The organism is Pseudomonas sp. B3G-3 (genome assembly GCF_028640915.1).
Classification (GTDB): domain Bacteria; phylum Pseudomonadota; class Gammaproteobacteria; order Pseudomonadales; family Pseudomonadaceae; genus Aquipseudomonas; species Aquipseudomonas chlororaphis_I.
In genome coordinates this window covers 98,694-121,072 of sequence record NZ_JAQZAB010000105.1, presented here as the reverse complement: position 1 = coordinate 121,072, position 22,379 = coordinate 98,694, and the positions used below count along the sequence as shown (strand labels likewise).

Here is a 22,379-nt window from a genome sequence, read left to right as displayed (position 1 = left end):
AGCGCAGCGGCCGGGATGCAGGTCGTTATTGCGCCTGGTTGGCGGCTTCGGCGGCCTGGATCAGGTCGGCGCCGATATCGCCCTCGAATTTCTTCCACACCGGGCGCATGGCTTCGCGCCACTCGTTACGCTGCTCGGGGGTCAGGGCGACGATTTCGCTGGTCTTGGCATCGATGATCTTCTGCCGGGAGGTCTGGTTCAGGGCTTCGGCCTGCTTGTTCACCTCCACCGAGACCTCGGCCATGATTTTTTCCAGCTCGCCGCGCACATCCGGCGGCAGGCCGGTCCAGAACTTGACGTTGGTGATCACCATGTAGTCGATCAGGCCGTGGTCGGTCTCGGTGAAGTACTTCTGCACCTCGTGGACCTTCTGGCTTTCATAGTTCGACCAGGTGTTCTCGGTGCCATTGACCACGCCGGTCTGCAGGCCCTGGTAGACCTCGGCGAAGCTCATCTTGCGCGGGTTGGCGCGCACTGCCTTGAACTGCTCCTCCAGCACGCTGGAGGCCTGCACGCGGAACTTCAGGCCGCGGGCGTCCTTGGGTTCCACCAGTTTCTTGTTGGCCGACAGCTGCTTGAGGCCGTTGTGCCAATAGGCCAGGCCGAGGATGCCCTTGTCCTGCATGGCGGTCAGCAGTTGCTTGCCCTCGGCGTGCTGGAAACGGTCGACGGCGGCGAGGTTGTCGAACAGGAATGGCAGGTCGTAGATCTGCACCTTCTTGGTGTACTGCTCGAACTTGGCCAGGGATGGCGCGAGCAACTGCACGTCGCCCAGCAGCAGCGCCTCCATTTCCTTGCCGTCGCCGAACAGCGAGGAGTTCGGGTACACCTCGACCTTGACCCGGCCCGGCAGGCGCTCCTCGGCCAGCTTCTTGAACAACAGGGCGCCCTGGCCCTTGGGGGTGTTTTCCGCCACCACGTGGGCGAACTTGATCACGATAGGGTCGGCAGCCTGCGCGAGACCGGCGCCCAGCAATGCGGCGGCACAGAACAACGCCCGGGAGAGCTTGAACATGGACTTCACCTTCTTATTGTTGTGGTTGATCGCAGAGTGCCTAAGGGCACGCGTATTGAGAATTTTGAATTTTTGATACCCGCGTTCGCCTCAGCCGAACGCCGCGCGCGCTCGGCAATCCCCCTCTGAAATTCCATTTCCCCTACGCCGGAATCAGCACCTGCCCAGCCTCTTGCAGATTCCTCCTAAATCCATCGCCCGCCATTCCCGGTACGGTTTCCAGCGCCCCTTTCGCCTGAACCAGGACCACCCATGGCCAGCAACGGACCCGGGCCAATGCCCAGCCTTCTTCGGCCCGCCAACCCCAACCAGCACTCTGCTGAACGCTCCGCCGAGACCGAACAACCCAGCTACGGCGAACAGCTCTGGGCCCAGTACGAGAAATACGCCAAAGAGCCCGCACCACCACCTGAAAAGGTCCAGGTGGCGCTGCGCATCGGTGTGTTCTTTGATGGCACCGGCAACAACGCCAGCAACTCGGCCATGGGCCAGATTTGCGGGGCGCAGAATCCTATCGAAGCCAGGGATATTTATGGCAGTTGCAAGCCGTATATGAGGGATCCGGAGAGCAGTTATGGGAATGATGTGAGTAATGTTAAGCGGTTGAGTGATTTGTACTTTTCCAACCAGAGAGCTGAAGGAGACGGCCTGCAAAAGCGGGCTTTCCGCTCAATCTATGTCGAGGGTATTGGCACTCAGACTGGAGAGAAGGACAGCTTGATCGTCTCTGGCACAGGGCGTGGAAATACAGGCGTGACTGGACGGGTACGACAATCGTTTGAACACATAAAAGTGATCATTCAGAACTTCCAGCAAGAAAACCCTGACTGTGAAATTGCTTCGCTAATCTTTGACACCTTCGGTTTTAGCCGTGGCGCCGCGGCGGCCCGACATTTCGCCAATGAAGTCGTACGCTGGCTCGGGCCACTCGAGTTGATTTTGTACGACCACTCCAATGCTTTCAGCCCCCGCTTCAACCGGCAATACGGTAACGACCTAGACATGGGCTTCATCGGCCTGTTCGATACAGTGCCGTCGGTTGCCGGGCTGAGCAATCTGGGTAATGTACGCAGCGCCATTGCTCCAGGTATCAAGCTGCACCTCGACCGTCGCTACTTTCGCTCAGTCGTCCAGTTGGTTGCCCGCGACGAGTACCGCGCCAACTTTGCCCTGAGCCGGGTCAAACCCGACCACATGGAAATCACCCTGCCCGGCGCACACTCGGATATCGGCGGCGGTTATCTGGATGAGGTGCAGGAGTGTGTCCTGGTCAGTCCGATGCAAGCGCTGGAAGTGCCAATCAATACTGACGTGACCCAGACCTCGATTTACCGGGAAGCGGCCCAGACAAGAAAACGCTGGTTGGCCAAGGGCTGGCCCGCACAATGGCTGGAGATCGTCATACCGGAACCGATGGTTCTGCCACAGGATCGCCTCGGTTTACGACAAAAACGCGTGTATGCCGGCCTGCAGCTCAAGCGCCCGATGAGCAACAGACTATCGAGGGTGTATCTCCGTGTGATGTATGAGTTGGCCAAGGAAAACGGCGTACGCTTCAACACTATCGACGAACAAGATCCGGATTACGCCATCCCGCAAGAGCTTCAAGCCCTTTGTGACAGATTTGTCGCCGGTGACTACAGTACGACTCCAGCCGAGGAGACCATGCTCAAGCTGCGTTATATCCATCTCTCGGCCCACTGGAACCACCCGCTTGGCAAACAGGATGGCGGCAGCCTTAAAGTCGTATACATCAACGCCCCCACGGCGGATGCCGTGCGAGTGCAACACCCTCACGTACCTGACTGGACGCTTTGGTAATGAGAGTATTCATCGCCCTACTGGGCGCACTGCTATTGACTGGCTGTCAGGCCAGTGACCCGCTATCCGGAAAGAATGATCCTCACTTGCCTTGGTGGAGCCTCAACTTCACTGAGCCGTATTACATGAAGGTATGGGTTGAAGACACAGCGGTAGAGGATATCAACGGCATACTGTTTCGCCGGACTGGCGGTGGTTCTGCTGCTGGTGGCAACCCAGGCTATGACAAGGAATGGGCCAGAGGTTGGGATGGCGTCGGAGATACCGGCAAGCCGGTGGTAGGGGCTGATCTTCCCAAGCGCATCTTTGTCCGCTGGCAATCTGTGGTAGAGCCACAGACTTATCGGGCTTGGGTGGATATCCCGGAAGAAGCCCTACAGATTATGCGCAAGGCGACCGCCCGACGTTGCGCCTTGTACCCCAAACGTGGCTCTTCTTATCTGGCATCCCTTTATTTGGGTCTTGCCCCCGGAGGAATCATTCAGGTTTGGGTAAGAGACGAATGCTACCGCCCGATCAAAGTCGCCCGTGTCCAAGCTGAAGTTGAACCGCTGGGACCGCACCTGGGTAAATCAAACGGGCGCTATTACCCCCAGTCCGAGAACTCCAAGCGGTACATAGAGAAATATGGCATTCCCTATGGCAGTTGGTAGGCAGATCCCCTTCTGATATCGAAGCGCTGCTCAATAATCACGTTCCCTCACGTACCTGACTGGACGCTTTGGTAATGAGAGTATTCATCGCCCTGCTGGGTGCACTGCTGTTGACTAGCTGCCAGGCCAGCGACCCACTTTCAGGAAAAAACGACCCCAAAAACCCTTGGTGGGAACTTGGATTTACCGAACCCTATTACATGAAAGTCTGGGTTGAAGACAGCACGGTAGAGGACATCAACGGAAAACAGTTTTACCGCACTGGTGGGACTGCTGCGGGTGGCCGCCCTGGTTACGAAAAGGAATGGGCCAGAGGCTGGGACGGAGTTGGTATCGATGGCAAATCCGTGGTGGGTGCCGACCTGCCCAAACGCATTTTCGTGCGCTGGCAATCGGTGGTTGAACCGCAAACCTATCGGGTATGGGTCGATATCCCGGAAGAGGCCCGACAGATCATGCGCAAGAGCACGGCCCGTCGGTGCCCGGAAACGCCACAGCAAACCGCCAGCTATATGGCCTCGGTCAATCTGGGGCTGGCTCCAGGCGGCATTGTTCAGGTCTGGATAAGAGATGAATGTCATCACCCGATCAAAGTCGCCCGCGCCCAAGCAGAAGTTGAACCATTAGGACCGAGTCAAGGCAAAAACAATGGGCGTTACGCCTACAAGATCCGTGAAAAATCCAAACGCTACATAGAGAAATATGGCATTCCCTATGGCAGTTGGTAGACAGAGCCCTTCTGGTATCGAAGTGCGCTGCTCAACAATCACGTCCCCTCACGTACCTGACTGGACGCTTTGGTAATGAGAGTATTCATCGCCCTGCTGGGCGCACTGCTGTTGACTGGCTGTCAGGCCAGCGACCCCCTATCCGGAAAAAACGACCCCAAAGATCCTTGGTGGGAGCTTGGCTTCATCGAGCCGTTCTATATGAAAGTTTGGGTTGAAGACAGCGCCGTTGAAGATATCAACGGCAAGCTATTCCGTCGTACTGGCGGCGGTTCCGCTGCGGGTGGAGATATGGGTTACAACAAAGAGTGGGCCAGAGGATGGGGTGGTGGGGGTGGAGGTAGCGCTAAGTCAGTGGTTGGCGCTGACTTGCCCAAGCGCATTTTCGTACGCTGGCAATCGGTCGTAGAGCCACAGGCCTATCGGGCATGGGTGGATATTCCAGAAGAGGCCCGGAAAATCATGACTACCTCGACCAACCGACGCTGCCCGGAAACTCCGCATCAGACTGCTCGCTATATGGCATCGCTCTATTTAGGCCTGGCCCCCGGTGGCATCGTACAAGTCTGGGTCAGAGATGAATGCCGCAACACGGTCAAAGTCGCCCGTGCGCAAGCTGAGATTGAACCGCTGGGACCGCACCTGGGCAAATCAAACGGGCACTATTACCCCCTGTCCGAGAGTTCCAAACGCTACATAGAGAAATATGGCATTCCCTATGGCAGTTGGTAACGCGCCGACCAGGTTGCGGCTGTCACGGGTTCAGCGCCAGCAGTCGCTGCGCTCGCAGCAATACCGGCGCATCGACCATCTGGCCGTCGATCTGGTAGGCGCCAGCGCCGTGGCTGCCGGCGTCCACCACCCGTTGCGCCCAGGCCAGGTCCTCGGCGCTGGGGGCCAGGGCCTGGTGGATCACCGGCACCTGTTTCGGGTGGATGCACAAGGCGCCGCCGAAGCCCATTTCGTAGGCGTGGCGGATGGAGTGGCGCAAACCTTGCGGATCGTCGATGGCCGGGTGCACGCCATCCAGCGGCGCGACCAACCCGGCGGCGCGCGAATGCAGGATCAGCGCCAGCCGCGCCTGGTCCAGGGCGAACTGCGCCGCCGCCGAACCGCTGCTGAGGTTAAGGTCCAGCGCCAGGTCCAGGCCACCGAAGGACAGGCGCTGCACCGCAGGAGCCCGGGCGATTTCCGCCAGGGCCAGTAGCCCGCACGCGCTTTCGATGATCGGCCAGATCTGCTTGCCAGTAGCCGCCACGGTCGCCACCTGGGCGGCGCTTTCGACCTTGGGCAGCAGGATGCCGACGACCCCGGCGTGACGCTTGCAGAACGCCAGGTCGGCGGCATGCTCGGCATGTCCCGGGGCATTGATCCGTACCCACAGCCTGACCTGGGGCTGGCTGCTGAGGAACTGCTCGAGGTTGTCCCGGGCCTGGCGCTTGAGCGGCTCTTCCACGGCGTCCTCGAAATCGACGATCACCGCATCGGCGCCGCTGGCCAGGGCCTTGCCGAAACGCTCGGGACGGCTGCCCGGCACGAACAAGGCAGAACGGACAATAGGGTTGGGCATGTTGAATTCCTTGTAATAAATACCAGGTCCACAGACCGTGTTATCGCGCCCCGGACACCAGGCCACGACAGATTTCCTCTTCTGTAGGAGCGAGCGGGCGGCGATCCGACTTGCCCGCGATGAGGCCCGCAAGATCGATGCAACCCCCAAGGGCCCCATCGCCAGCAATCGAGCGTCGACCGGCTGCTCCTACAGAAGCCGTGCAAGCCTGCAGATCTCAGATCACACCATTGGCCTGCAGCTGTTCGATGGCCTCGTTGGACAGGCCCAGTTCGGCGAGGATCGCGCCGCTGTGCTGGCCCAGCGCCGGGACGCCGTCCATGCGCGGTTCGAACGCGGCGTTGCGCGCCGGCGGCAGCAGCGACGGCAGCTTGCCGGCCGGGCTGTCCACCTCGCGCCAGCCGTCGCGGGCCTTGAGTTGCGGGTGCTGCCACACGCCCTGCATATCGTTGACCCGGGCACTGGCGATCTGCGCCTGCTCCAGCCGCTCGATCACCGCCTCCACCGTCAGCCGGGCGAAGCTGTCGACAATGATCTGGCGCAGCGCCTCGCGATTGGCCGAGCGCTTGAAGTTGGCCGAGAAGCGCTCGTCGCCGGCCAGCTCCGGCAACAACAGCACCTTGTCGCAGAACGCCGCCCATTCGCGCTCGTTCTGCAAGCCGAGCATCACGGTGCCGCCGTCCCCCGCCGGAAACGGCCCGTAGGGGTAGATGGTCGAGTGCGCCGCGCCGGCCCGGGGCGGTGGCGGCGCGCCGTCGAAGGCGTAGTACATCGGGTAGCCCATCCATTCCACCAGGCTTTCCAGCATGCTCACGTCGATGCGGCTGCCCTGCCCGGTCCTGCCGCGCAGCAACAGCGCCGAAAGGATGCCGCTGTAGGCGTACATGCCGGCGGCGATGTCGGCGATCGAGCAGCCGGCCTTGGCCAGTTGCTCCTCGCCCGGGCCGCCGGTCACCGACAGGAACCCGCCCTCGCTCTGGATCAGCAGGTCATAGGCCTTTTTCTTCTCATAGGGGCCACCCTCGCCATACCCGGAAATGTCACAGACGATCAGCCGCGGAAAACGCTGATGCAGCGCCTCGAACGACAGGCCCATGCGCGCCGCCGCGCCCGGCGCGAGGTTCTGCACCAGCACGTCGGCCTGGGCAAGCAGGCTTTGCAGAATGTCGCCGGCGGCGTCCTGCTTGAGGTCCAGGGTCAGGCTTTCCTTGGAGCGGTTGGTCCAGACGAAATGCGAGGCCAGGCCGCGCACGCGCTCGTCGTAGCCGCGGGCGAAATCGCCGCTGCCGGGGCGCTCGACCTTGATCACCCGGGCGCCCAGGTCGGCCAGTTGGCGGGTGCAGAACGGCGCGGCAATGGCGTGTTCCAGGCTGACCACGGTGATGCCGTCCAGCGGCCGGGGTTGTGCGGTGTTGGTTGTCATAAAGCGTCCTCGGGGCTGGCTCAAAGCAGTTCGTTCAGTTGCGCGGTGTCGCGCAGGTGCCACACCTGGCGGATCAGGGCCGCGCCCTGCTCCGCCGTGCGTGCGCCGGAGAAGCGCAGCAGGCGCTGGAACTTGTCTTCCAGCTCCGCCCGCGACAGACCGTTGCCCGGATCGCCCTTGGGCTCGTCGATGGCGCCGTGCAAGGTGCGACCGTCGTCGGTAATGACCACTACCCGGCCAAGCCAGCGCTGCGGATAGGCCCGGTCCACCTCGGGATCGAGGACCATCGACACCTTGTCGCGAAACGTCGCCACCGCCGGATCGTTCAGCGCCAGCTCGTGGAACTCAGGCAGCCCGGCCTTGCCATGCACGGCGATCAGGCCGAGCACGGTGCCCATGGAGAACTTGGCCTGGTGCACGGTCTGCGGCACGCTCACCCGCCCCAGCACATCGATGGCGCCCTGGTGCACGCGGGTTTCCACCCGGGCGATCTGTTCATGGCTGAGGCCTTCGCGCTGCATCAGCGCCAGCAAGGCATCGGCGGCCGGATGGGTATGGCGGCAGGAGGCGTGGAACTTGAACGAGGTCTCCAGCAGGGCCCAACGCGAGCCGAGCCGGTCGGACAGCCTGCTCGGCTCGGCATCCCAGGACATGCCCGCGGCCAGGCCCTGCTCGCCTTCGAGAATATTGCGCGCGCCGGTCAGCCCGTCGCGGGTCAGGTAGGCGGCGAGCAGCCCGTCAGCCGCGGCCTTGGCCGTGTGCAGCTGCTTGGAGTCCGCGGCGTCGCGCAAGAACTCCCAGAGCCCGGCGGCCTGGGTCCCGGCGCTGCCCAGCAGGTTGATGAACTGCGCCTGGTCGAAGTCCATCAGCTTGCCCACCGCGACGGCCGCGGCGAGGGTGCCGACGGTGGCCGTGGTGTGGAAGATCCGGTAATGGGAACGGCCCATGAACTCGCCGATACGGATCCCCGCCTCGTAGCCGGCTACCGCCGCCAGCAGCAGCTCGCGGCCGGACTTGCCCAGGTCCTGGGCCGCCGCCAGGGCCGCCGGGAACACCACGGTGGCCGGGTGCAACACCGAGCTGTTGTGCAGGTCGTCCTGCTCCACCAGATGGGAAGACGCGGCGTTCACCAGGGCGGCGAAATAGGCCGAGCTACCCCGGCCGTTGACCAGGATCCGCGCCGGGCCATCGGCCGGGCCCATATGCCGGGCGTAACGCTCGAACAACGGAATCGGATGCGCGCCCTGGCTGGCCAGGGCGGAGCCGAGCCAGTCGAGGAACAGCTCTTCAGTGCGCGCCAGCACGCTGTCGGGCAGCTGCGGGTAACTCAGGCCGGCAAGGAACCCGGCCAAGGCTTGGGTATGGCTCATGCTCGGTTCCTCAGAAGCTGCGCGGCAGTTCGAGCAGGTGCTCGGCGACGTAGGACAGGATCAGGTTGGTGGAGATCGGCGCCACCTGGTACAGGCGGGTCTCGCGGAACTTGCGCTCGACGTCGTACTCATTGGCGAAGCCGAAACCGCCGTGGGTCTGCAGGCAGGCATTGGCCGCCTCCCACGAGGCCTTGGCCGCCAGGTACTTGGCCATGTTGGCACTGGCCCCGGCGTTCAGGCCGCTGTCGTATTCCTCGCAGGCGCGCCAGCGCATCAGGTCGGCGGCCTCGATTTCGATATGGGCTTCGGCGATGGGGAACTGCACGCCCTGGTTCTGCCCGATCGGCCGGCCGAACACCACGCGGTCGCGGGCGTACTGGCTGGCCTTCTCGATAAACCAGCGGCCGTCGCCGATGCACTCGGCGGCAATCAGGGTGCGCTCGGCGTTGAGGCCATCGAGGATGTACTTGAAGCCCTTGCCTTCCTCACCGATCAGGCTGTCGGCGGGGATTTCCAGGTTGTCGAAGAACAGCTCGTTGGTCTCGTGGTTGACCATGTTGGCGATCGGCTGCACGGTCAGGCCGTGGCCGATGGCTTGGCGCAGGTCGACCAGGAAGATCGACATGCCTTCGGACTTCTTCTTGACCTCGGCCAGCGGCGTGGTGCGCGCCAGCAGGATCATCAGGTCGGAATGCTGGATGCGCGAGATCCACACCTTCTGCCCGTTGATCAGGTACTTGTCGCCGCGCTTGATCGCGGTGGTCTTGATCTTGGTGGTGTCGGTGCCGGTGGTGGGCTCGGTGACGCCCATCGATTGCAGGCGCAGTTCGCCGCTGGCGAGCTTGGGCAGGTAACAGCTTTTTTGCGCTTCGCTGCCGTGCCGCAACAGGGTGAACATGTTGTACATCTGCCCGTGCACGGTGCCGGAGTTGCCGCCGCAGCGGTTCACCTCTTCCAGGATCACCGAGGCTTCGGCCAGGCCCAGGCCGGAACCGCCGTACTGCTCGGGGATCATCGCCGAGAGCCAGCCGGCGTCTGTCATGGCTTTGACAAAGGCTTGCGGGAAGCCCTTCTTCTCGTCGATCCGGCGCCAGTATTCGGCGGGAAAGTCCGCGCACAGGGCCCGCACGCCTTCACGGATGGCATTCAATTGTTCATTGCTGCTGGGGTTCATCGAACGGCTCTCCGCCTGTGGTTATTGTTGTGGGATCGGGTCGAACAACACTTCGCCGCGCTGGGCCAGGCCGGCGTCGTTGCCGGCCCAGAGTTCGGCGACGCCGGGGCGGACGATGCGCCCGCCGACCTCGAACGGCTGCGGCGCGATCAACGGCCGCAGGCCGCGATAAGCGAAGCGCCGCAACCGGGCCCCGGGATGGGCGCGGCAGAACGCCCGCAGGCTGAGGGTGGCGATCAATGGGCCGTGCACCACCAGCCCCGGATACCCTTCGGTCTCGGTGACGTAGGGAAAGTCGTAGTGGATGCGATGGCCGTTGAAGGTCACGGCGCTGTAGCGGAACAGCAGGGTCGGGCTGGGCTCGACAGGCTCGCGCCAGTCGCCCTGGATCAGTGGCTCGCCGCTGGCTTGCTTGGGCGGGGTCGGCTCGCGGTAGACGATGTCCTGCTCTTCGCGAATCGCCAGGCGACCGTCCTGGGAATACTCATGGCGCACCGTGACGAACAGCAGCGCGCCGGTGCGCCCGGTCTTTTCCTCGACATGGCTGATGGTCGACACACAGTCGGCGGCGAAACCGGCGCGCAACGGCTCGAAGAACTCCAGGCGGCCACCGGCCCACATGCGGTTGCGATTGGCTGCCGGCGGCAGGAAGCCGCCACGGGCCGGATGGCCGTCGCCGCCCAGGGCGCTTTCGGCCAGCGGCTCCTGGAAAAAGCACCATTGCCACAGCGGCGGCAAGGCCTCGCCATGGGCCGGCACGGGTTCGCCAAAGGTCGCGGCGATGCGCTTGAGCAGGTTGTCGCTGAGCAGGTCTCGGGCTTGCTGGCTACGGCCTATCCAGGCGCTGGGGTCGGTCACGCTCATCGGGTCGGGTCCTGTTGCAGTGGTGGTGCGCCCGATCATGCAAGCCGCTGTGCGTTCTGAGAATTTGCATTTCAATAAACCGGCGTTCGGTTATGCTGAACGCCGCTTTGCCCCTCTTCCCTCCCAGGAGCCGCCCATGCATTTCGATCTGGCCGACCTGCGCCTGTTTATCCATATCGCCGAATCGCCGAGCCTGACCCAGGGCGCCAAGCGCGCCTTTCTCTCGCCGGCGGCGGCCAGCGCGCGGATCAAGGCCCTGGAAAGCCAGCTCGAGACCCGCCTGCTGTACCGCGACAGCCGCGGCGTCGAAGTCACCCCGGCGGGCGAGCGCCTGTTGCAGCATGCGCGGCTGATCATGCGCCAGGTGGACTACCTGAAAAGCGAGTTCACCCAATACGGCGGCGATTCCACCGGGCATATGCGCATCTTCGCCAACACCACGGCGGTCACCGAGTTCCTCCCGGAGATCCTCGCCGGCTTTCTGTCGAAACGCCCGGGGGTCACGGTGGACCTGCAGGAGCGCCTGTCCCGGGACATCGTGCGTGGCGTGCTCGACGGCACCGCCGACATGGGCATCATCGCCGGCCCGGTGGAAGCCAGCGGCCTGCAGGTCCTGCATTTCAGCACCGACCACCTGGTGCTGATCCTGCCGGTCGACCACCCGCTGGCGACACAGCCGGCGGTGACCCTGGAGCAGACCCTGGCCTACCAGCACATCGGCCTGCACGAAGGCAGCACCTTGCTGAGTTTTTTGCGCGAACACGTGGAGCGCACCGGCAAGCAGCTGTCGCTGCGGATCCAGGTGTCGAGCTTCGAAGCGGTGTGCCGCATGGTCGAGGCCGGCGTCGGTATCGGCATCATTCCCGAGTCGGCCGCCATCCGGCACAGCCACACCATGCAGCTGGTGACGGTGAAACTCGACGAGGCCTGGGCGGTACGCGAACGCAGCATCATCGTCCGTGAACTGGAGGCCCTGCCCGGCACGGTGCGGGCGCTGATCGCCACCTTGATGCCCGAGGCCTGATGGTCGCGGCCAACCTGCCTCCTGGCGCAAAACCCTCCGCGACACCGCGGCGCGTTGACCTGAATCAAGGGCCTGGCGCCTGACAGGTGTGAATGTTCAGGCAATCCTCTGCACCTTCACGGAGACTTGCCCATGACCAGCACCGCCATCCATACGCCTGCCCTGGCCGCCTTCGCTCAACAGAAAGGCGAACACTGGATAGACGCCCTCAACGACGGCAGCCCGGTGCTGATCCGCCCGCTGCGCGCCGAAGACCGCGACCGGGAAAAGGCCTTTATCGAGAACCTCTCGCCGACCACCCGGCACCACCGCTTCCTCGGGGAAGTCAAGGAAGTCGGCGAGGCCCTGCTCAGCCAGCTGATGGACGTCGACGGCAGCGAGCGCGTGGCTTACGTGGCGCTGGTCCACGACAACGGCTCGCTGCGGGAAATCGGCATCAGCCGCTACGCCACCATCGGCGCGGACGCGGACACCTGTGAATTTGCCGTGACCGTGGCCGACGAGTGGCAGCACCAGGGCCTGGACGCCTTGCTCATGCGCCACCTGATCGCCCGGGCCAAGGACCAGGGCTTCAAGCAGATGTACTCCCTGGATTGCCCCGCCAACCACCGCATGCGCGAACTGTCGGCGACCCTGGGCTTCAGTCGCGCCATCGACCCGGACGATGCGACCCAGGTCCGCTACCACCTGGCGCTGTAAGCCAGCCTCAGCCCGCCGCCCCGCCACACTGCGCACAAAACCGCGCACCGGCGGCCAGCGTGCTGCCGCACTGGCGGCACGCGGCCGGCTGCAACGAAGTCCCGCATTGCTGGCAAAAACGCGCCTTGGCCGCATTGTTCGCCCCGCAGTCCGGACACAGCGGGCCGCCCGCGGGCGGCACTGCGCCACCTGCGCGCTGGCCATGCCCGCTGCCATGCCCATTACTGTGGTGCCCACCCTGATAACCGCCATGCCCACGGCCCCGATGGCCGCCCAGCAAACGCTCAAGAAAGCTCATGTCGATCACTCCTGATAAAGGGAGTCGACAGTAAAAAGCCTGAAGTAGCTACAGGGTCAACCCGGCGCCGACCAGCGCCCATGGCGAACGCTCCAGCCGACAGCGGCTAGGCTGACGGTCATAGCCCATGGATCGTCGGAGGTCGTCATGCAACTCGAAGGTTCCTGCCATTGCGGCGCTGTCCACTTCAGCCTGAACAGCGCCCACCCCTACCCTTATCAACGCTGCTACTGCTCGATCTGCCGCAAGACCCAGGGCGGCGGTGGGTATGCGATCAACCTCGGCGGCGATGCCGCCAGCCTGAAAGTCCGCGGCCGCCAGCACATCTCGATCTACCACGCGCTGCTCAGGGAACCCGGCAAACGCGCCCGGCGCAGCAGCGCCGAACGGCATTTCTGCAGCCGCTGCGGCTCCGGGTTGTGGCTGTTCAGCCCGCAGTGGCCGGAACTGATCCATCCCTTTGCCTCGGCCATCGACACACCGTTGCCGATACCGCCGGAACACACCCACCTGATGCTCGACTCCAGGGCGCCCTGGGTGGAAATCGACTGGCATCCCCACGACCTGCAATTCGCCCACTACCCCGAGGAGTCCATCGCTCAGTGGCATGAGCGCCTGGACCTGCAACGCTAAGCGCCGGGCATTCACAGTCTTTGACAGTTTTGCGACAAAGCTGCCAAAGATTGCCCGCGCCCGCGTCCCTAGCATGAGCGCATCCATTTCCCCACGGGTGCGTCATGTACGGTCGGTTCTTCACGCTCTTCATCGGTGTGCTGCTCGGTGGCCTCAGCTGCCAGGGCACGCCGCCCACGGCCCCGACGCCCAGCGTCGAACCGCCGCCTGAGATCGCCACGCCACCCGAGACCGCCCTGCGCGCCGAACCGGCTCCTGTCGCCCCGGCGCGCAAGGTCGCCCAGCGACCGCGCGATGGCCTGGGCAGCTCCTATTCCACCCCCAACGACCATTCCCACACCCTGCTGAGTTTCTAGCCGCCGATGAAGACCTCGATCCGTCCGAAAACCTTGTGCCTGTCCCTTGCTGCGCTGCCTCTGGCTTCGCTGTGCCTGCTGACGTCCAGCGGCCCGCTCTACGCCGCGGACTGGCAATACCAACTACAAGCCGGCGCCGCCAGCCTGCCGCGCTACAGCGGCAGCGACGAACGCACAGTCGCGCCGATCCTGGGCGGCGCAATCGTCAGCCCCTACGGGGTGTTCCTCAATACCGAGCAGGGCCTTGGCTGGGGCCATGAATGGGGCGACCTGGCGTTCAGCACCTGGGTCGGCCCCAGCGAAGCACGCAAGGACCGCAAGAGCGGCTACAAGGGTTCGGACCATCTGGCCGGCATGGGCTCGATCAAGTCCCGCGCGCAGTTCGGCGCCCACCTGGGCTACACCCTGGGCGCCGTGGAGCTCGGGGCCACGCTGCAGCATGCGCTGAAGAAGAATGACGACCCGGACACCGGCTCGGCCTACAACCACCTGCAACTGAGCATCGGCAGCACGCTGTATGAAGGCCGCTACGGCCGCCTCGAAGGCAGCCTCAACAGCCAGTTCGGTGACGGCGACTACCTGCGCACCTGGTATGGCGTCAGCGCGGCCCAGGCCGGCAGGACCCGTTTCGCAGCCTATCGCCCCAAGGGCGGCTTTCTCAGCCGGGGCGGCGACCTGACCTGGACAGTGCCGGTCAGCGAACAGATGAACGTGTCGACGGTACTGGCGCTGCAGTACCTGGGGCGGGAGGCGGCGGACAGCCCGATTGTCGAGCGGCGGATGCAGACGTCGCTGGCGACCACGCTGGAGTACAGCTTCTAAGCGGCGTTGGTCGTTCTGACGCACACATTCATCTGTAGGAGCGAGCGGGCGGCGATCCGACTTGCCCGCGATGACCACGACGCGGACCGCCTGATCCACCGCGTTATCGTTCATCGCGCGCAAGCTGCGCTCCTACAGAAGCATGCGCAATTCCGCGGGTATGTGCCTATGGGCCGGGGCTACTCGAGCTGCGCCCAGGTCATGCGAAACGACGCGCCGCCCCACTGCGAATCCGTCACCTCGACCTGGCCGCCGTGGGACTGCGACACCCGCCGCACCAGCGCCAGGCCAAGGCCGAAGCCGCCGGTGCGGCGGTCGCGGCTGGCGTCGAGCCGGGAGAACGGCTCGAAGATTTTCTTGCGTCCTTCCACCGGCACGCCCGGGCCGTCGTCGTTGACCTGGACTTCATAACCCTGCCCGACCCGCACCAGGGACACCTCGACGCGCCGCTCGGCGTAGCGAATGGCGTTGCGCAGCAGGTTGATCACCGCCCGCGCCATGAACCGCGGCTCGATGCTGATGCACTCGACCTCGCAGGCGCGGATCAGGATCTGTACCCCCGCCGCTTCCGCCTCCAGGGCGACACTGCCGACCACGCTGTCGAGCCAGCTGTGGGCCTGGATAGTCTCGCGGTTGATCACCGTGGCGCCGTGTTCCAGGCTGGCATAGGTCAGCAGTTCGGAAACCATTTCCTCCAGCTCGCCGAGGTCGGCGTACATGTCGGCGATCAGCTCGCGGTTGTGTTTCGGATCGGATTGCTTGAGCTGGTCGAGTTCGAACGACAGGCGGGCGATGGGCGTGCGCAGCTCATGGGACACCGCGTTGGTCAGCTCGCGCTGATTGGCGATCAGGCCTTCGATGCGGCTGGCCATGCGGTTGAAGTGCTCGGCCAGCTCGCGAATGTTCGAGCGCCGCGACAGGTGCAGGCGCGTACTCAGGTCGTTGTCGCCGAACCGTTCGGCCGCCAGCCGCAGTTGCTCCAGATCGCGCCAGTGCGGGCGCACCCAGAAATACAGGACGATGCCCACCAGCGTAGCGAGGAGAAAATAGGCCGCGGTGGTATAGAAGCGGGTCAGCGAGGGCTCTTCCGGCAACTTGATGCTGAGCAATTGCGGGCCCTGGTCGATGCTGGCGATAAACTCGGTGAACGCTTGCCGCACCACCAACTGGTTGGAGGCCAGCAAGGCCTGTTCGCGGGCGCTCAGGCCCAGCGCGTCGGCGTTCACCAGACGCAACTGCAAGCCGTAATGCGGCTGCAACGCCTGCAATTGCCGTTCGCGCTCGGCGCTGTCGAACGGCCGCAACTGTTCCACCAGGCTATAAGCCGGCCCGCGCACCGCATCGCGGTTGTAGGCTTCCAGCGGGTCTTCGAGGATGGCCGTGAAGATGTGATCGACCGCGGTGATCGCCCCGGCAAAACCTATGGCCAGGACAATGTACAAACCCAGAAACAGCCGCAGCATCTAGAGCTCCCACGCGAACGGATTGAACAGATAGCCCTTGCCCCAGATGGTCTTGATGCACACCGGCTCGCGAGGGTTGTCCTGGAGTTTGCCGCGCAGCTTGCTGATGTAGACATCGACGCTGCGGTTGAGGCCGTCGAAGGCGATGCCGCGCATGCGGTTGAGGATGTCGTCGCGGGAGAGGATCTTGCCCGCCGAGCTGGCCAGCAGCCACAGCAGCTCGAACTCCATGGTGGTCAGCTCGATCGGCTCGCCGGCCAGGCGCACTTCGCGGCAACTGCGGTCGAGGGTCAGGCGGCCGAATTCCAGCGCGCCGCGCACCGTCGGCTCCGGCAACTGGCGCCGTTGCAGGGCGCGCAGGCGGGCCAGCAGCACCGCCGGCTTGATCGGCTTGATCACGTAGTCGTCGGCGCCGGACTCCAGGCCCAGGATATGGTCCAGGTCGTCTTCCTTGGCGGTGAGGATGACGATGGGCGTGTCCGCCACGTTGCGGATCTCCCGGCACACGTGCAGGCCGCTCTGGCCCGGCAGCATCAGGTCGAGGACGACGATTTTCGGCTTGAACTCGAGAAAGGCCGCCAGCGCCACATCGCCACGATGTACCGTCAGGACCTCGAAACCGTGTTGGGACAGGAAGTGCGCGATCAGCCCGGCGAGCTTCTCGTCATCTTCCACCAGCAATACTTTGCCAAGACCCGGGTTATCCATAAATACCAGTCTGAGTGCGCACAATTGGGGCGCGCATTATAGGCGGCATCGGATAAATCTGAGACCAGGGCAGACAGCAAAAACCGGCCCAGATGGCCGGTTTTCAATGATGTTTCATGCTTTTAAGAGTTTTTTACAATTTGCCCGTAGTTTTATACCGGCGTCGGCCGTTCTACAGAGCAGGCACGCCGCTGTGGAAACGGAACTCGACGTCCGGCGACTCGATCAGTTCGCGCTCGGCGGCGCGCACCTTCTCGATCACCTGGGCGATGTCCTTGGCGTCGCCGTACTGATAGGCCAGCTTCAGGTAACCCTGGAAGTGCCGGGCCTCGCTTTTCAGCAGGCCGAAGTAGAACTTGCCCAGTTCTTCGTCCAGGTGCGGCACCAGCGCCTCGAAACGCTCGCAGCTGCGGGCCTCGATAAAGGCGCCGACCACCAGGGTGTCCACCAGCTTCACCGGTTCGTGGCTGCGCACCACCTTGCGCAGGCCCGAGGCATAACGCCCGGCCGACAGCTGGCGCAGTTCGATCTTGCGCCGCTTCATCAGGCGCATGACCTGTTCGTGGTGCACCAGCTCTTCCCGGGCCAGGCGCGACATCATGTTGATCAGGTCGACATGGGAGTGGTACTTGGCGATCAGGCTCAGGGCCGTGCTGGCTGCCTTGAATTCGCAGTTCTTGTGGTCGATCAGCAGGGTTTCCTGATCCGCCAGGGCCGCCCGGACCCAGGCATCCGGCGTGCGGCAGCCGAGGAACTCATGGATTTCCGGCAGGTTCATGGCTGCCCCCCTGTTACGGCAGCGGGCGCGCAAGACAGGACGGTGGCGACTTCAGGGATAGATAACATGGGGCTCACGGCATAAGGGTTCACGGCGAAGGGCGCCGATTATACCGGCCACGCCGCAGACCACCAGCCGCGGCGCTTGATGTGCGTCAACAGCCACGGTGACGCGCAGCAACTATAGTTGTGCAACGTAGCCTTCATCCCTCTCTGGAGATCCCGACCATGCAAGCCATCCGCAGCATCCTGGTGGTCATCGAGCCCGAGCATTCCGAAAGCCTTGCGCTCAAGCGCGCCAAGCTGATCGCCGGGGTGACCCAGGCCCATCTGCACCTGCTGGTGTGCGACAAGAAACACGAGCATTCGGCGCTGTTGAGCGTGCTCAAGAGCAGCCTGCTGAGCGAGGGCTACAGCGTGACCACCGAGCAGGCCTGGAACGACAGCCTGCACGGCACCATCATCGACGTGCAGCAGGCCGAAGGTTGTGGCCTGGTGATCAAGCAGCACTTTGCCGACAACCCGCTGAAAAAGGCCCTGCTCACCCCCGCCGACTGGAAACTGCTGCGCTACTGCCCAAGCCCGGTGCTGCTGGTGAAAACTGCCAAGCCCTGGACCGGCGGCGTGATCCTGGCGGCCATCGACGTCGGCAATGTCGACGGCGAGCATCGCACCCTGCATGCCACCATCGTCGACCATGGTTTTGACATCGCCAGCCTGGCCAAGGCGCAGTTGCATGTGATCAGCGCCCATCCGTCGCCGATGCTGTCGGCGTCCGACCCGGTGTTCCAGCTCAAGGAAACCATCGAGGCGCGCTACCGCGAGCAGTGCAAGGCGTTCCAGGCCGAATTCGACATCGACGATACCCACCTGCATATAGAAGAAGGCCCGGCGGACGTGCTGATCCCGCACACCGCCCATGAATTGCAGGCGGCGCTGACCATCATCGGCACCGTGGCGCGCACCGGGATTTCCGGGGCGCTGATCGGCAACACCGCGGAAGTGGTGCTCGATGCCCTGGAAAGCGACGTGCTGGTGCTCAAGCCGGAGGTGATCATGGACCACCTGGAAGAGGTGGCCAGCAAGCATTGAGTGATAGGTTTACTGATAGAACGCCATCGCGAGCAAGCTCGCTCCTACAGGTTGCACATACCTTGTAGGAGCGAGCTTGCTCGCGATGCTTTTTTAGCGGTCAGGCGCCAAAGGCGTCCTTGAGAAACCCCGGGGCGATATACCGCTGGTAATGGGCTTCCGACAGGAGGAAAAACTCCCGATCGATGGCATCACGCAACTCCGGCAGTTCCCAGTCGCGAAACTCCGGCAGCAACACCATCCCGTAGGCCTCCAGCTGGTTGATCACCCGCGCCCCGCGGGCGATCAGCTGATAGGCCCAGCAATATTCCGACTGGTGCGGCACGAAGCGGATCTTGCGCTGCTCCAGTTGCTCGCGCAGCCGCTGGGGATCGAAGACTTCCAGCTTGGCCGCCATCACCTGCACCAGCAATTGCTCGAGACGCAGCCACACCGCGTGCTTTTCTTCCTCGTTGTAGCCGTTCCAGTGGATCACTTCATGGTGGAAACGCTTGCAGCCACGGCACACCAGGTCACCGTAGACAGTGGAGCAGAGGCCGACGCAGGGGGTCTTGATCGTCTGATTGGGCATAAGTAGGCAATTGGCGGAAAAAAGCGAAACAGGCCCGCATGTTAGCCCTTTGTCTAACATTGATCACCCCTCAAACTTCAGGGGCTGAGGGTCTATTGGACTTTGGTGGNCGGCGGCCGCCACCAAAGTCCAATAGACCCTGTCTTACCTTTAATTTTTTTTTGCCGTAGAATCAGCCAGCCTTTTTAGGCGCCAATGTCCGTTAGAAGCTGTTTTCAAAGCGTCACGAGCACAGTCGTTCCTTCAGAGCGGTGTTGGCGATGGGTCTTTCCAGCGGGGAAAGCCCAGCGCCAACCCTCATCAGCTCCCGTTCTGCAGGCGTAAAACTTTGAAAGCAGCTTCTGTAAGGAATTGTCGGTAATTCTGGCTAAGCGACCCAAAACGTCACGCAGCGCATGAGTACGGCAATTTCGGGATGAGCGTCCCGGACACCCATTTGGGACCACTGATGAGGGTAATACTGTGCTTGAAGCCTACCGCAAACATATCGAAGAGCGTGCAGCCCTGGGTATCGTTCCCCAGCCGCTAAACGCCGAACAAACTGCAGGCCTGGTCGAGCTGCTGAAGAATCCCCCCGCTGGCGAAGAAGCCTTCCTCGTTGACCTGATCACCAATCGCGTTCCGCCAGGAGTCGACGAAGCCGCCTATGTAAAGGCCGGTTTCCTCTCCGCGCTGGCCAAAGGCGAAGCCAAATCCCCTCTGCTGGACAAGAAGCGCGCCGTTGAACTGCTGGGCACCATGCAGGGCGGCTACAACATCGTGACCCTGGTCGAGCTGCTGGACGACGCCGAGCTGGCGCCGGTCGCGGCCGCACAGCTCAAGCACACCCTGTTGATGTTCGATGCCTTCCACGACGTCGCGGAAAAAGCCAAGAACGGCAACGTTCACGCCCAAGCCGTACTGCAATCCTGGGCCGACGGCGAGTGGTTCAAGAACCGCCCGGTACTGGCCGACAAGATCAGCCTGCGCGTGTTCAAGGTGACTGGCGAAACCAACACCGACGACCTGTCCCCTGCCCCGGACGCCTGGTCCCGTCCTGACATCCCGCTGCACGCCCTGGCCATGCTGAAAATGGCCCGTGACGGCATCGTTCCGGACCAGCAAGGCGCCATCGGCCCGATGAAACAGATCGAGCAGATGCGCAACGACGGCTTCCCGATCGCCTACGTCGGCGACGTGGTCGGTACCGGTTCGTCCCGTAAATCGGCAACCAACTCCGTACTGTGGTTCTTCGGCGACGACGTTCCTTACGTGCCGAACAAGCGCGCGGGCGGCTTCTGCTTCGGCAGCAAGATCGCACCGATCTTCTACAACACCATGGAAGACGCCGGCGCCCTGCCGATCGAATTCGATGTGTCGAAGATGAACATGGGCGACGTGATCGACCTGTACCCGCACGCCGGTAAAGTCACCAAGCACAACAGCGACGAAGTCCTGGCCACCTTCGAAATGAAGACCCCGGTCCTGCTCGACGAAGTCCGTGCCGGCGGTCGTATCCCGCTGATCATCGGCCGTGGCCTGACCGAGAAGGCGCGCACCGAACTGGGCCTGCCACCTTCGGACCTGTTCAAGAAGCCGGAAGCTCCGGCCGAAAGCACCAAGGGCTTCACCCTGGCGCAGAAAATGGTCGGCAAGGCGTGCGGCGTCAAAGGCGTGCGTCCAGGCACCTACTGCGAACCGAAGATGACCACCGTCGGCTCCCAGGACACCACTGGCCCGATGACCCGTGACGAACTGAAGGACCTGGCTTGCCTGGGCTTCTCCACCGACCTGGTGATGCAGTCGTTCTGCCACACCGCGGCTTATCCGAAGCCGATCGACGTCACCACCCACCACACCCTGCCTGACTTCATCATGACCCGTGGCGGCGTGTCCCTGCGTCCGGGCGACGGCATCATCCACAGCTGGCTGAACCGCATGCTGCTGCCGGACACCGTCGGCACCGGTGGCGACTCCCACACCCGTTTCCCGATCGGCATCTCGTTCCCGGCCGGTTCCGGCCTGGTGGCCTTCGCCGCCGCCACCGGCGTCATGCCACTGGACATGCCGGAATCGATCCTGGTCCGCTTCAAGGGCAAGCTGCAGCCTGGCGTCACCCTGCGTGACCTGGTCCACGCCATCCCTTACTACGCGATCCAGAAAGGCCTGCTGACCGTCGAGAAGAAAGGCAAGAAGAACGCCTTCTCCGGCCGCATCCTGGAGATCGAAGGTCTGGAAACCCTGACCGTCGAGCAAGCCTTCGAACTGTCCGACGCCTCGGCCGAACGTTCGGCTGCCGGTTGCACCATCAAGCTGTCCAAAGAGTCGATCGCCGAATACCTGCAGTCGAACATCACCCTGCTGCGCTGGATGATCGGCGAAGGCTACGGCGATGCCCGTACCCTGGAGCGTCGCGCTCAAGCCATGGAAGCCTGGCTGGCCAACCCTGAGCTGCTGGAAGCCGACAAGGACGCCGAATACGCCGAAGTCATCGAGATCGACCTGGCCGACGTCAAGGAGCCTGTGCTCTGCGCGCCGAACGACCCGGACGACGCTCGCCTGCTCTCCAGCGTGGCTGGCGAGAAGATCGACGAAGTGTTCATTGGTTCCTGCATGACCAACATCGGTCACTTCCGCGCTGCCGGCAAACTGCTGGATCAGGTCAAGGGCCAGCTGCCAACCCGCCTGTGGCTGTCGCCGCCGACCAAGATGGACGCTCACCAGCTGACCGAAGAAGGCTACTACGGCATCTACGGCAAGGCTGGCGCGCGCATGGAAATGCCGGGCTGCTCGCTGTGCATGGGTAACCAGGCACGTGTAGAGCCGAACTCCACCGTGGTTTCGACTTCGACCCGTAACTTCCCGAACCGTCTGGGTGACGGCGCGAACGTCTACCTGGCTTCGGCCGAGCTGGCGTCCGTTGCGTCCATCCTGGGTCGCCTGCCGACCGTCGAGGAGTACATGGAATACGCCGGCAAGATCGACAGCATGGCAGCGGACGTGTACCGCTACCTGAGCTTCGATCAGATCGCCGAGTTCCGTGAGGCTGCTGCGAACGCCAAGATTCCGGTGGTTCAAGCCTAAGGCTGCAAGGCAATGAAGAACGCCGCGTATCCCACGACGATACGCGGCGTTTTTTTTATCCCGGCGATCGACTCGCTAGTCGCTCTGGCAGCAGAACGCCAGGCGTCTTTGCCTACCAGATCTGGTAGTTGTTAGCCCTCCCCGCCCTTGCTAAAAATCACGCCACTGCCAACGGCACCCGACGCTCGCCCGAACGTCGAACGCTGCCCGCTTGCCACGGCCTTGGGATGACAGCTGTCAACCCGCGCCGATCGC

General features: G+C 63.3%; 22 protein-coding genes. 11 read left to right on the top strand and 11 right to left on the bottom strand.

Annotated elements, in window-relative coordinates:
* Positions 1-25: 25 nt before the first annotated feature.
* Positions 26-1,015, bottom strand: a complete 990-nt coding sequence (dctP, locus tag PVZ80_RS15625; protein ID WP_273864175.1) for a C4-dicarboxylate TRAP substrate-binding protein DctP — start codon at positions 1,013-1,015, stop codon at positions 26-28.
* Between the two features lie 252 nt (positions 1,016-1,267).
* Here dctP and PVZ80_RS15620 point away from each other — a divergent pair, with 252 nt between their 5' ends.
* The 4 genes from PVZ80_RS15620 (at position 1,268) to PVZ80_RS15605 (ending at position 4,949) form a co-directional block, all read left to right on the top strand.
* A complete protein-coding gene (locus tag PVZ80_RS15620) occupies positions 1,268-2,836 on the top strand; it encodes a phospholipase effector Tle1 domain-containing protein (RefSeq protein WP_273864174.1) in 1,569 nt (522 codons plus the stop codon).
* Positions 2,836-3,489, top strand: coding sequence for a DUF2931 family protein (locus PVZ80_RS15615; protein WP_101282281.1), 654 nt, complete (start codon positions 2,836-2,838; stop codon positions 3,487-3,489). Before PVZ80_RS15620 ends, PVZ80_RS15615 begins: the two co-directional genes overlap by 1 nt.
* A 74-nt stretch (positions 3,490-3,563) precedes the next feature.
* Positions 3,564-4,217 carry a DUF2931 family protein gene (locus PVZ80_RS15610; protein ID WP_273864173.1) on the top strand — a complete coding sequence of 218 codons (654 nt, stop codon included), beginning with the start codon at positions 3,564-3,566 and terminating at the stop codon, positions 4,215-4,217.
* A 75-nt stretch (positions 4,218-4,292) separates the two neighbouring features.
* On the top strand, positions 4,293-4,949 hold the full coding sequence (locus PVZ80_RS15605; RefSeq protein WP_273864172.1) for a DUF2931 family protein: 657 nt from the start codon (positions 4,293-4,295) through the stop codon (positions 4,947-4,949).
* Between the two features lie 22 nt (positions 4,950-4,971).
* Here PVZ80_RS15605 and PVZ80_RS15600 read toward each other — a convergent pair whose 3' ends face one another.
* From PVZ80_RS15600 to PVZ80_RS15580, 5 genes are all read right to left on the bottom strand, one after another.
* On the bottom strand, positions 4,972-5,787 hold the full coding sequence (locus PVZ80_RS15600) for an HpcH/HpaI aldolase/citrate lyase family protein (protein WP_273864171.1): 816 nt from the start codon (positions 5,785-5,787) through the stop codon (positions 4,972-4,974).
* Between the two features lie 217 nt (positions 5,788-6,004).
* A complete protein-coding gene (locus PVZ80_RS15595; RefSeq protein ID WP_273864170.1) occupies positions 6,005-7,210 on the bottom strand; it encodes a CaiB/BaiF CoA transferase family protein in 1,206 nt (401 codons plus the stop codon).
* A 20-nt stretch (positions 7,211-7,230) separates the two neighbouring features.
* Complete coding sequence (locus tag PVZ80_RS15590) at positions 7,231-8,580, bottom strand: MmgE/PrpD family protein (RefSeq protein ID WP_273864169.1); 1,350 nt, start codon at positions 8,578-8,580, stop codon at positions 7,231-7,233.
* Positions 8,581-8,590: 10 nt separating this feature from the next.
* Positions 8,591-9,754, bottom strand: a complete 1,164-nt coding sequence (locus PVZ80_RS15585; protein ID WP_273864168.1) for an acyl-CoA dehydrogenase family protein — start codon at positions 9,752-9,754, stop codon at positions 8,591-8,593.
* Positions 9,755-9,775: 21 nt separating this feature from the next.
* On the bottom strand, positions 9,776-10,618 hold the full coding sequence (locus PVZ80_RS15580) for an FAS1-like dehydratase domain-containing protein (RefSeq protein ID WP_177411698.1): 843 nt from the start codon (positions 10,616-10,618) through the stop codon (positions 9,776-9,778).
* Positions 10,619-10,754: 136 nt separating this feature from the next.
* Here PVZ80_RS15580 and PVZ80_RS15575 point away from each other — a divergent pair, with 136 nt between their 5' ends.
* Together PVZ80_RS15575 and PVZ80_RS15570 are read left to right on the top strand one after the other, a co-directional pair.
* Positions 10,755-11,642: a LysR family transcriptional regulator gene (locus tag PVZ80_RS15575; protein WP_016701834.1), complete on the top strand. Its 888-nt coding sequence runs from the start codon at positions 10,755-10,757 to the stop codon at positions 11,640-11,642.
* A gap of 132 nt (positions 11,643-11,774) precedes the next feature.
* The gene (locus PVZ80_RS15570; RefSeq protein WP_038631845.1) at positions 11,775-12,341 is read left to right on the top strand and encodes a GNAT family N-acetyltransferase; all 567 of its coding nucleotides are present in this window, start codon (positions 11,775-11,777) and stop codon (positions 12,339-12,341) included.
* Positions 12,342-12,348: 7 nt separating this feature from the next.
* Here PVZ80_RS15570 and PVZ80_RS15565 read toward each other — a convergent pair whose 3' ends face one another.
* Entirely contained in the window at positions 12,349-12,639 is a 291-nt protein-coding gene (locus PVZ80_RS15565) for a double zinc ribbon domain-containing protein (protein ID WP_273864167.1), read from the bottom strand.
* 147 nt (positions 12,640-12,786) lie between these two features.
* Between PVZ80_RS15565 and PVZ80_RS15560 the strand changes: the two genes are divergently transcribed.
* The 3 genes from PVZ80_RS15560 to PVZ80_RS15550 all read left to right on the top strand — a co-directional run bounded on the left by PVZ80_RS15560 (position 12,787) and on the right by PVZ80_RS15550 (position 14,450).
* Positions 12,787-13,272, top strand: a complete 486-nt coding sequence (locus tag PVZ80_RS15560) for a GFA family protein (protein ID WP_009048526.1) — start codon at positions 12,787-12,789, stop codon at positions 13,270-13,272.
* A gap of 104 nt (positions 13,273-13,376) precedes the next feature.
* Positions 13,377-13,628 (top strand): hypothetical protein, encoded by a 252-nt coding sequence (locus PVZ80_RS15555; protein WP_124299159.1) that lies wholly within the window; start codon positions 13,377-13,379, stop codon positions 13,626-13,628.
* 6 nt (positions 13,629-13,634) lie between these two features.
* Positions 13,635-14,450 (top strand): MipA/OmpV family protein, encoded by an 816-nt coding sequence (locus tag PVZ80_RS15550; RefSeq protein ID WP_028682702.1) that lies wholly within the window; start codon positions 13,635-13,637, stop codon positions 14,448-14,450.
* A 179-nt stretch (positions 14,451-14,629) separates the two neighbouring features.
* Here PVZ80_RS15550 and PVZ80_RS15545 read toward each other — a convergent pair whose 3' ends face one another.
* From PVZ80_RS15545 to PVZ80_RS15535, 3 genes are all read right to left on the bottom strand, one after another.
* Complete coding sequence (locus PVZ80_RS15545) at positions 14,630-15,913, bottom strand: ATP-binding protein (RefSeq protein WP_110175137.1); 1,284 nt, start codon at positions 15,911-15,913, stop codon at positions 14,630-14,632.
* On the bottom strand, positions 15,914-16,621 hold the full coding sequence (locus PVZ80_RS15540) for a winged helix-turn-helix domain-containing protein (protein WP_009048522.1): 708 nt from the start codon (positions 16,619-16,621) through the stop codon (positions 15,914-15,916).
* 172 nt (positions 16,622-16,793) lie between these two features.
* A complete protein-coding gene (locus tag PVZ80_RS15535) occupies positions 16,794-17,399 on the bottom strand; it encodes a tRNA-(ms[2]io[6]A)-hydroxylase (protein WP_110175138.1) in 606 nt (201 codons plus the stop codon).
* A 227-nt stretch (positions 17,400-17,626) separates the two neighbouring features.
* Here PVZ80_RS15535 and PVZ80_RS15530 point away from each other — a divergent pair, with 227 nt between their 5' ends.
* Positions 17,627-18,490 (top strand): universal stress protein, encoded by an 864-nt coding sequence (locus tag PVZ80_RS15530; protein ID WP_009048520.1) that lies wholly within the window; start codon positions 17,627-17,629, stop codon positions 18,488-18,490.
* A 100-nt stretch (positions 18,491-18,590) separates the two neighbouring features.
* Here the strand turns inward: PVZ80_RS15530 and PVZ80_RS15525 are convergent, their stop codons facing one another.
* A complete protein-coding gene (locus PVZ80_RS15525; protein ID WP_009043436.1) occupies positions 18,591-19,061 on the bottom strand; it encodes a DUF1289 domain-containing protein in 471 nt (156 codons plus the stop codon).
* 462 nt (positions 19,062-19,523) lie between these two features.
* Between PVZ80_RS15525 and acnB the strand changes: the two genes are divergently transcribed.
* The gene (gene acnB / locus PVZ80_RS15520; protein WP_009048519.1) at positions 19,524-22,124 is read left to right on the top strand and encodes a bifunctional aconitate hydratase 2/2-methylisocitrate dehydratase; all 2,601 of its coding nucleotides are present in this window, start codon (positions 19,524-19,526) and stop codon (positions 22,122-22,124) included.
* The last annotated feature ends 255 nt before the right edge of the window (positions 22,125-22,379 follow it).

Bases quoted from the DNA above. Each gene is read 5' to 3' on its own strand.
- dctP (WP_273864175.1), bottom strand. From the start codon at position 1,015: ATGTTCAAGCTCTCCCGGGCGTTGTTCTGTGCCGCCGCATTGCTGGGC.
- PVZ80_RS15620 (WP_273864174.1), top strand. From the start codon at position 1,268: ATGGCCAGCAACGGACCCGGGCCAATGCCCAGCCTTCTTCGGCCCGCC.
- PVZ80_RS15615 (WP_101282281.1), top strand. From the start codon at position 2,836: ATGAGAGTATTCATCGCCCTACTGGGCGCACTGCTATTGACTGGCTGT.
- PVZ80_RS15610 (WP_273864173.1), top strand. From the start codon at position 3,564: ATGAGAGTATTCATCGCCCTGCTGGGTGCACTGCTGTTGACTAGCTGC.
- PVZ80_RS15605 (WP_273864172.1), top strand. From the start codon at position 4,293: ATGAGAGTATTCATCGCCCTGCTGGGCGCACTGCTGTTGACTGGCTGT.
- PVZ80_RS15600 (WP_273864171.1), bottom strand. From the start codon at position 5,787: ATGCCCAACCCTATTGTCCGTTCTGCCTTGTTCGTGCCGGGCAGCCGT.
- PVZ80_RS15595 (WP_273864170.1), bottom strand. From the start codon at position 7,210: ATGACAACCAACACCGCACAACCCCGGCCGCTGGACGGCATCACCGTG.
- PVZ80_RS15590 (WP_273864169.1), bottom strand. From the start codon at position 8,580: ATGAGCCATACCCAAGCCTTGGCCGGGTTCCTTGCCGGCCTGAGTTAC.
- PVZ80_RS15585 (WP_273864168.1), bottom strand. From the start codon at position 9,754: ATGAACCCCAGCAGCAATGAACAATTGAATGCCATCCGTGAAGGCGTG.
- PVZ80_RS15580 (WP_177411698.1), bottom strand. From the start codon at position 10,618: ATGAGCGTGACCGACCCCAGCGCCTGGATAGGCCGTAGCCAGCAAGCC.
- PVZ80_RS15575 (WP_016701834.1), top strand. From the start codon at position 10,755: ATGCATTTCGATCTGGCCGACCTGCGCCTGTTTATCCATATCGCCGAA.
- PVZ80_RS15570 (WP_038631845.1), top strand. From the start codon at position 11,775: ATGACCAGCACCGCCATCCATACGCCTGCCCTGGCCGCCTTCGCTCAA.
- PVZ80_RS15565 (WP_273864167.1), bottom strand. From the start codon at position 12,639: ATGAGCTTTCTTGAGCGTTTGCTGGGCGGCCATCGGGGCCGTGGGCAT.
- PVZ80_RS15560 (WP_009048526.1), top strand. From the start codon at position 12,787: ATGCAACTCGAAGGTTCCTGCCATTGCGGCGCTGTCCACTTCAGCCTG.
- PVZ80_RS15555 (WP_124299159.1), top strand. From the start codon at position 13,377: ATGTACGGTCGGTTCTTCACGCTCTTCATCGGTGTGCTGCTCGGTGGC.
- PVZ80_RS15550 (WP_028682702.1), top strand. From the start codon at position 13,635: ATGAAGACCTCGATCCGTCCGAAAACCTTGTGCCTGTCCCTTGCTGCG.
- PVZ80_RS15545 (WP_110175137.1), bottom strand. From the start codon at position 15,913: ATGCTGCGGCTGTTTCTGGGTTTGTACATTGTCCTGGCCATAGGTTTT.
- PVZ80_RS15540 (WP_009048522.1), bottom strand. From the start codon at position 16,621: ATGGATAACCCGGGTCTTGGCAAAGTATTGCTGGTGGAAGATGACGAG.
- PVZ80_RS15535 (WP_110175138.1), bottom strand. From the start codon at position 17,399: ATGAACCTGCCGGAAATCCATGAGTTCCTCGGCTGCCGCACGCCGGAT.
- PVZ80_RS15530 (WP_009048520.1), top strand. From the start codon at position 17,627: ATGCAAGCCATCCGCAGCATCCTGGTGGTCATCGAGCCCGAGCATTCC.
- PVZ80_RS15525 (WP_009043436.1), bottom strand. From the start codon at position 19,061: ATGCCCAATCAGACGATCAAGACCCCCTGCGTCGGCCTCTGCTCCACT.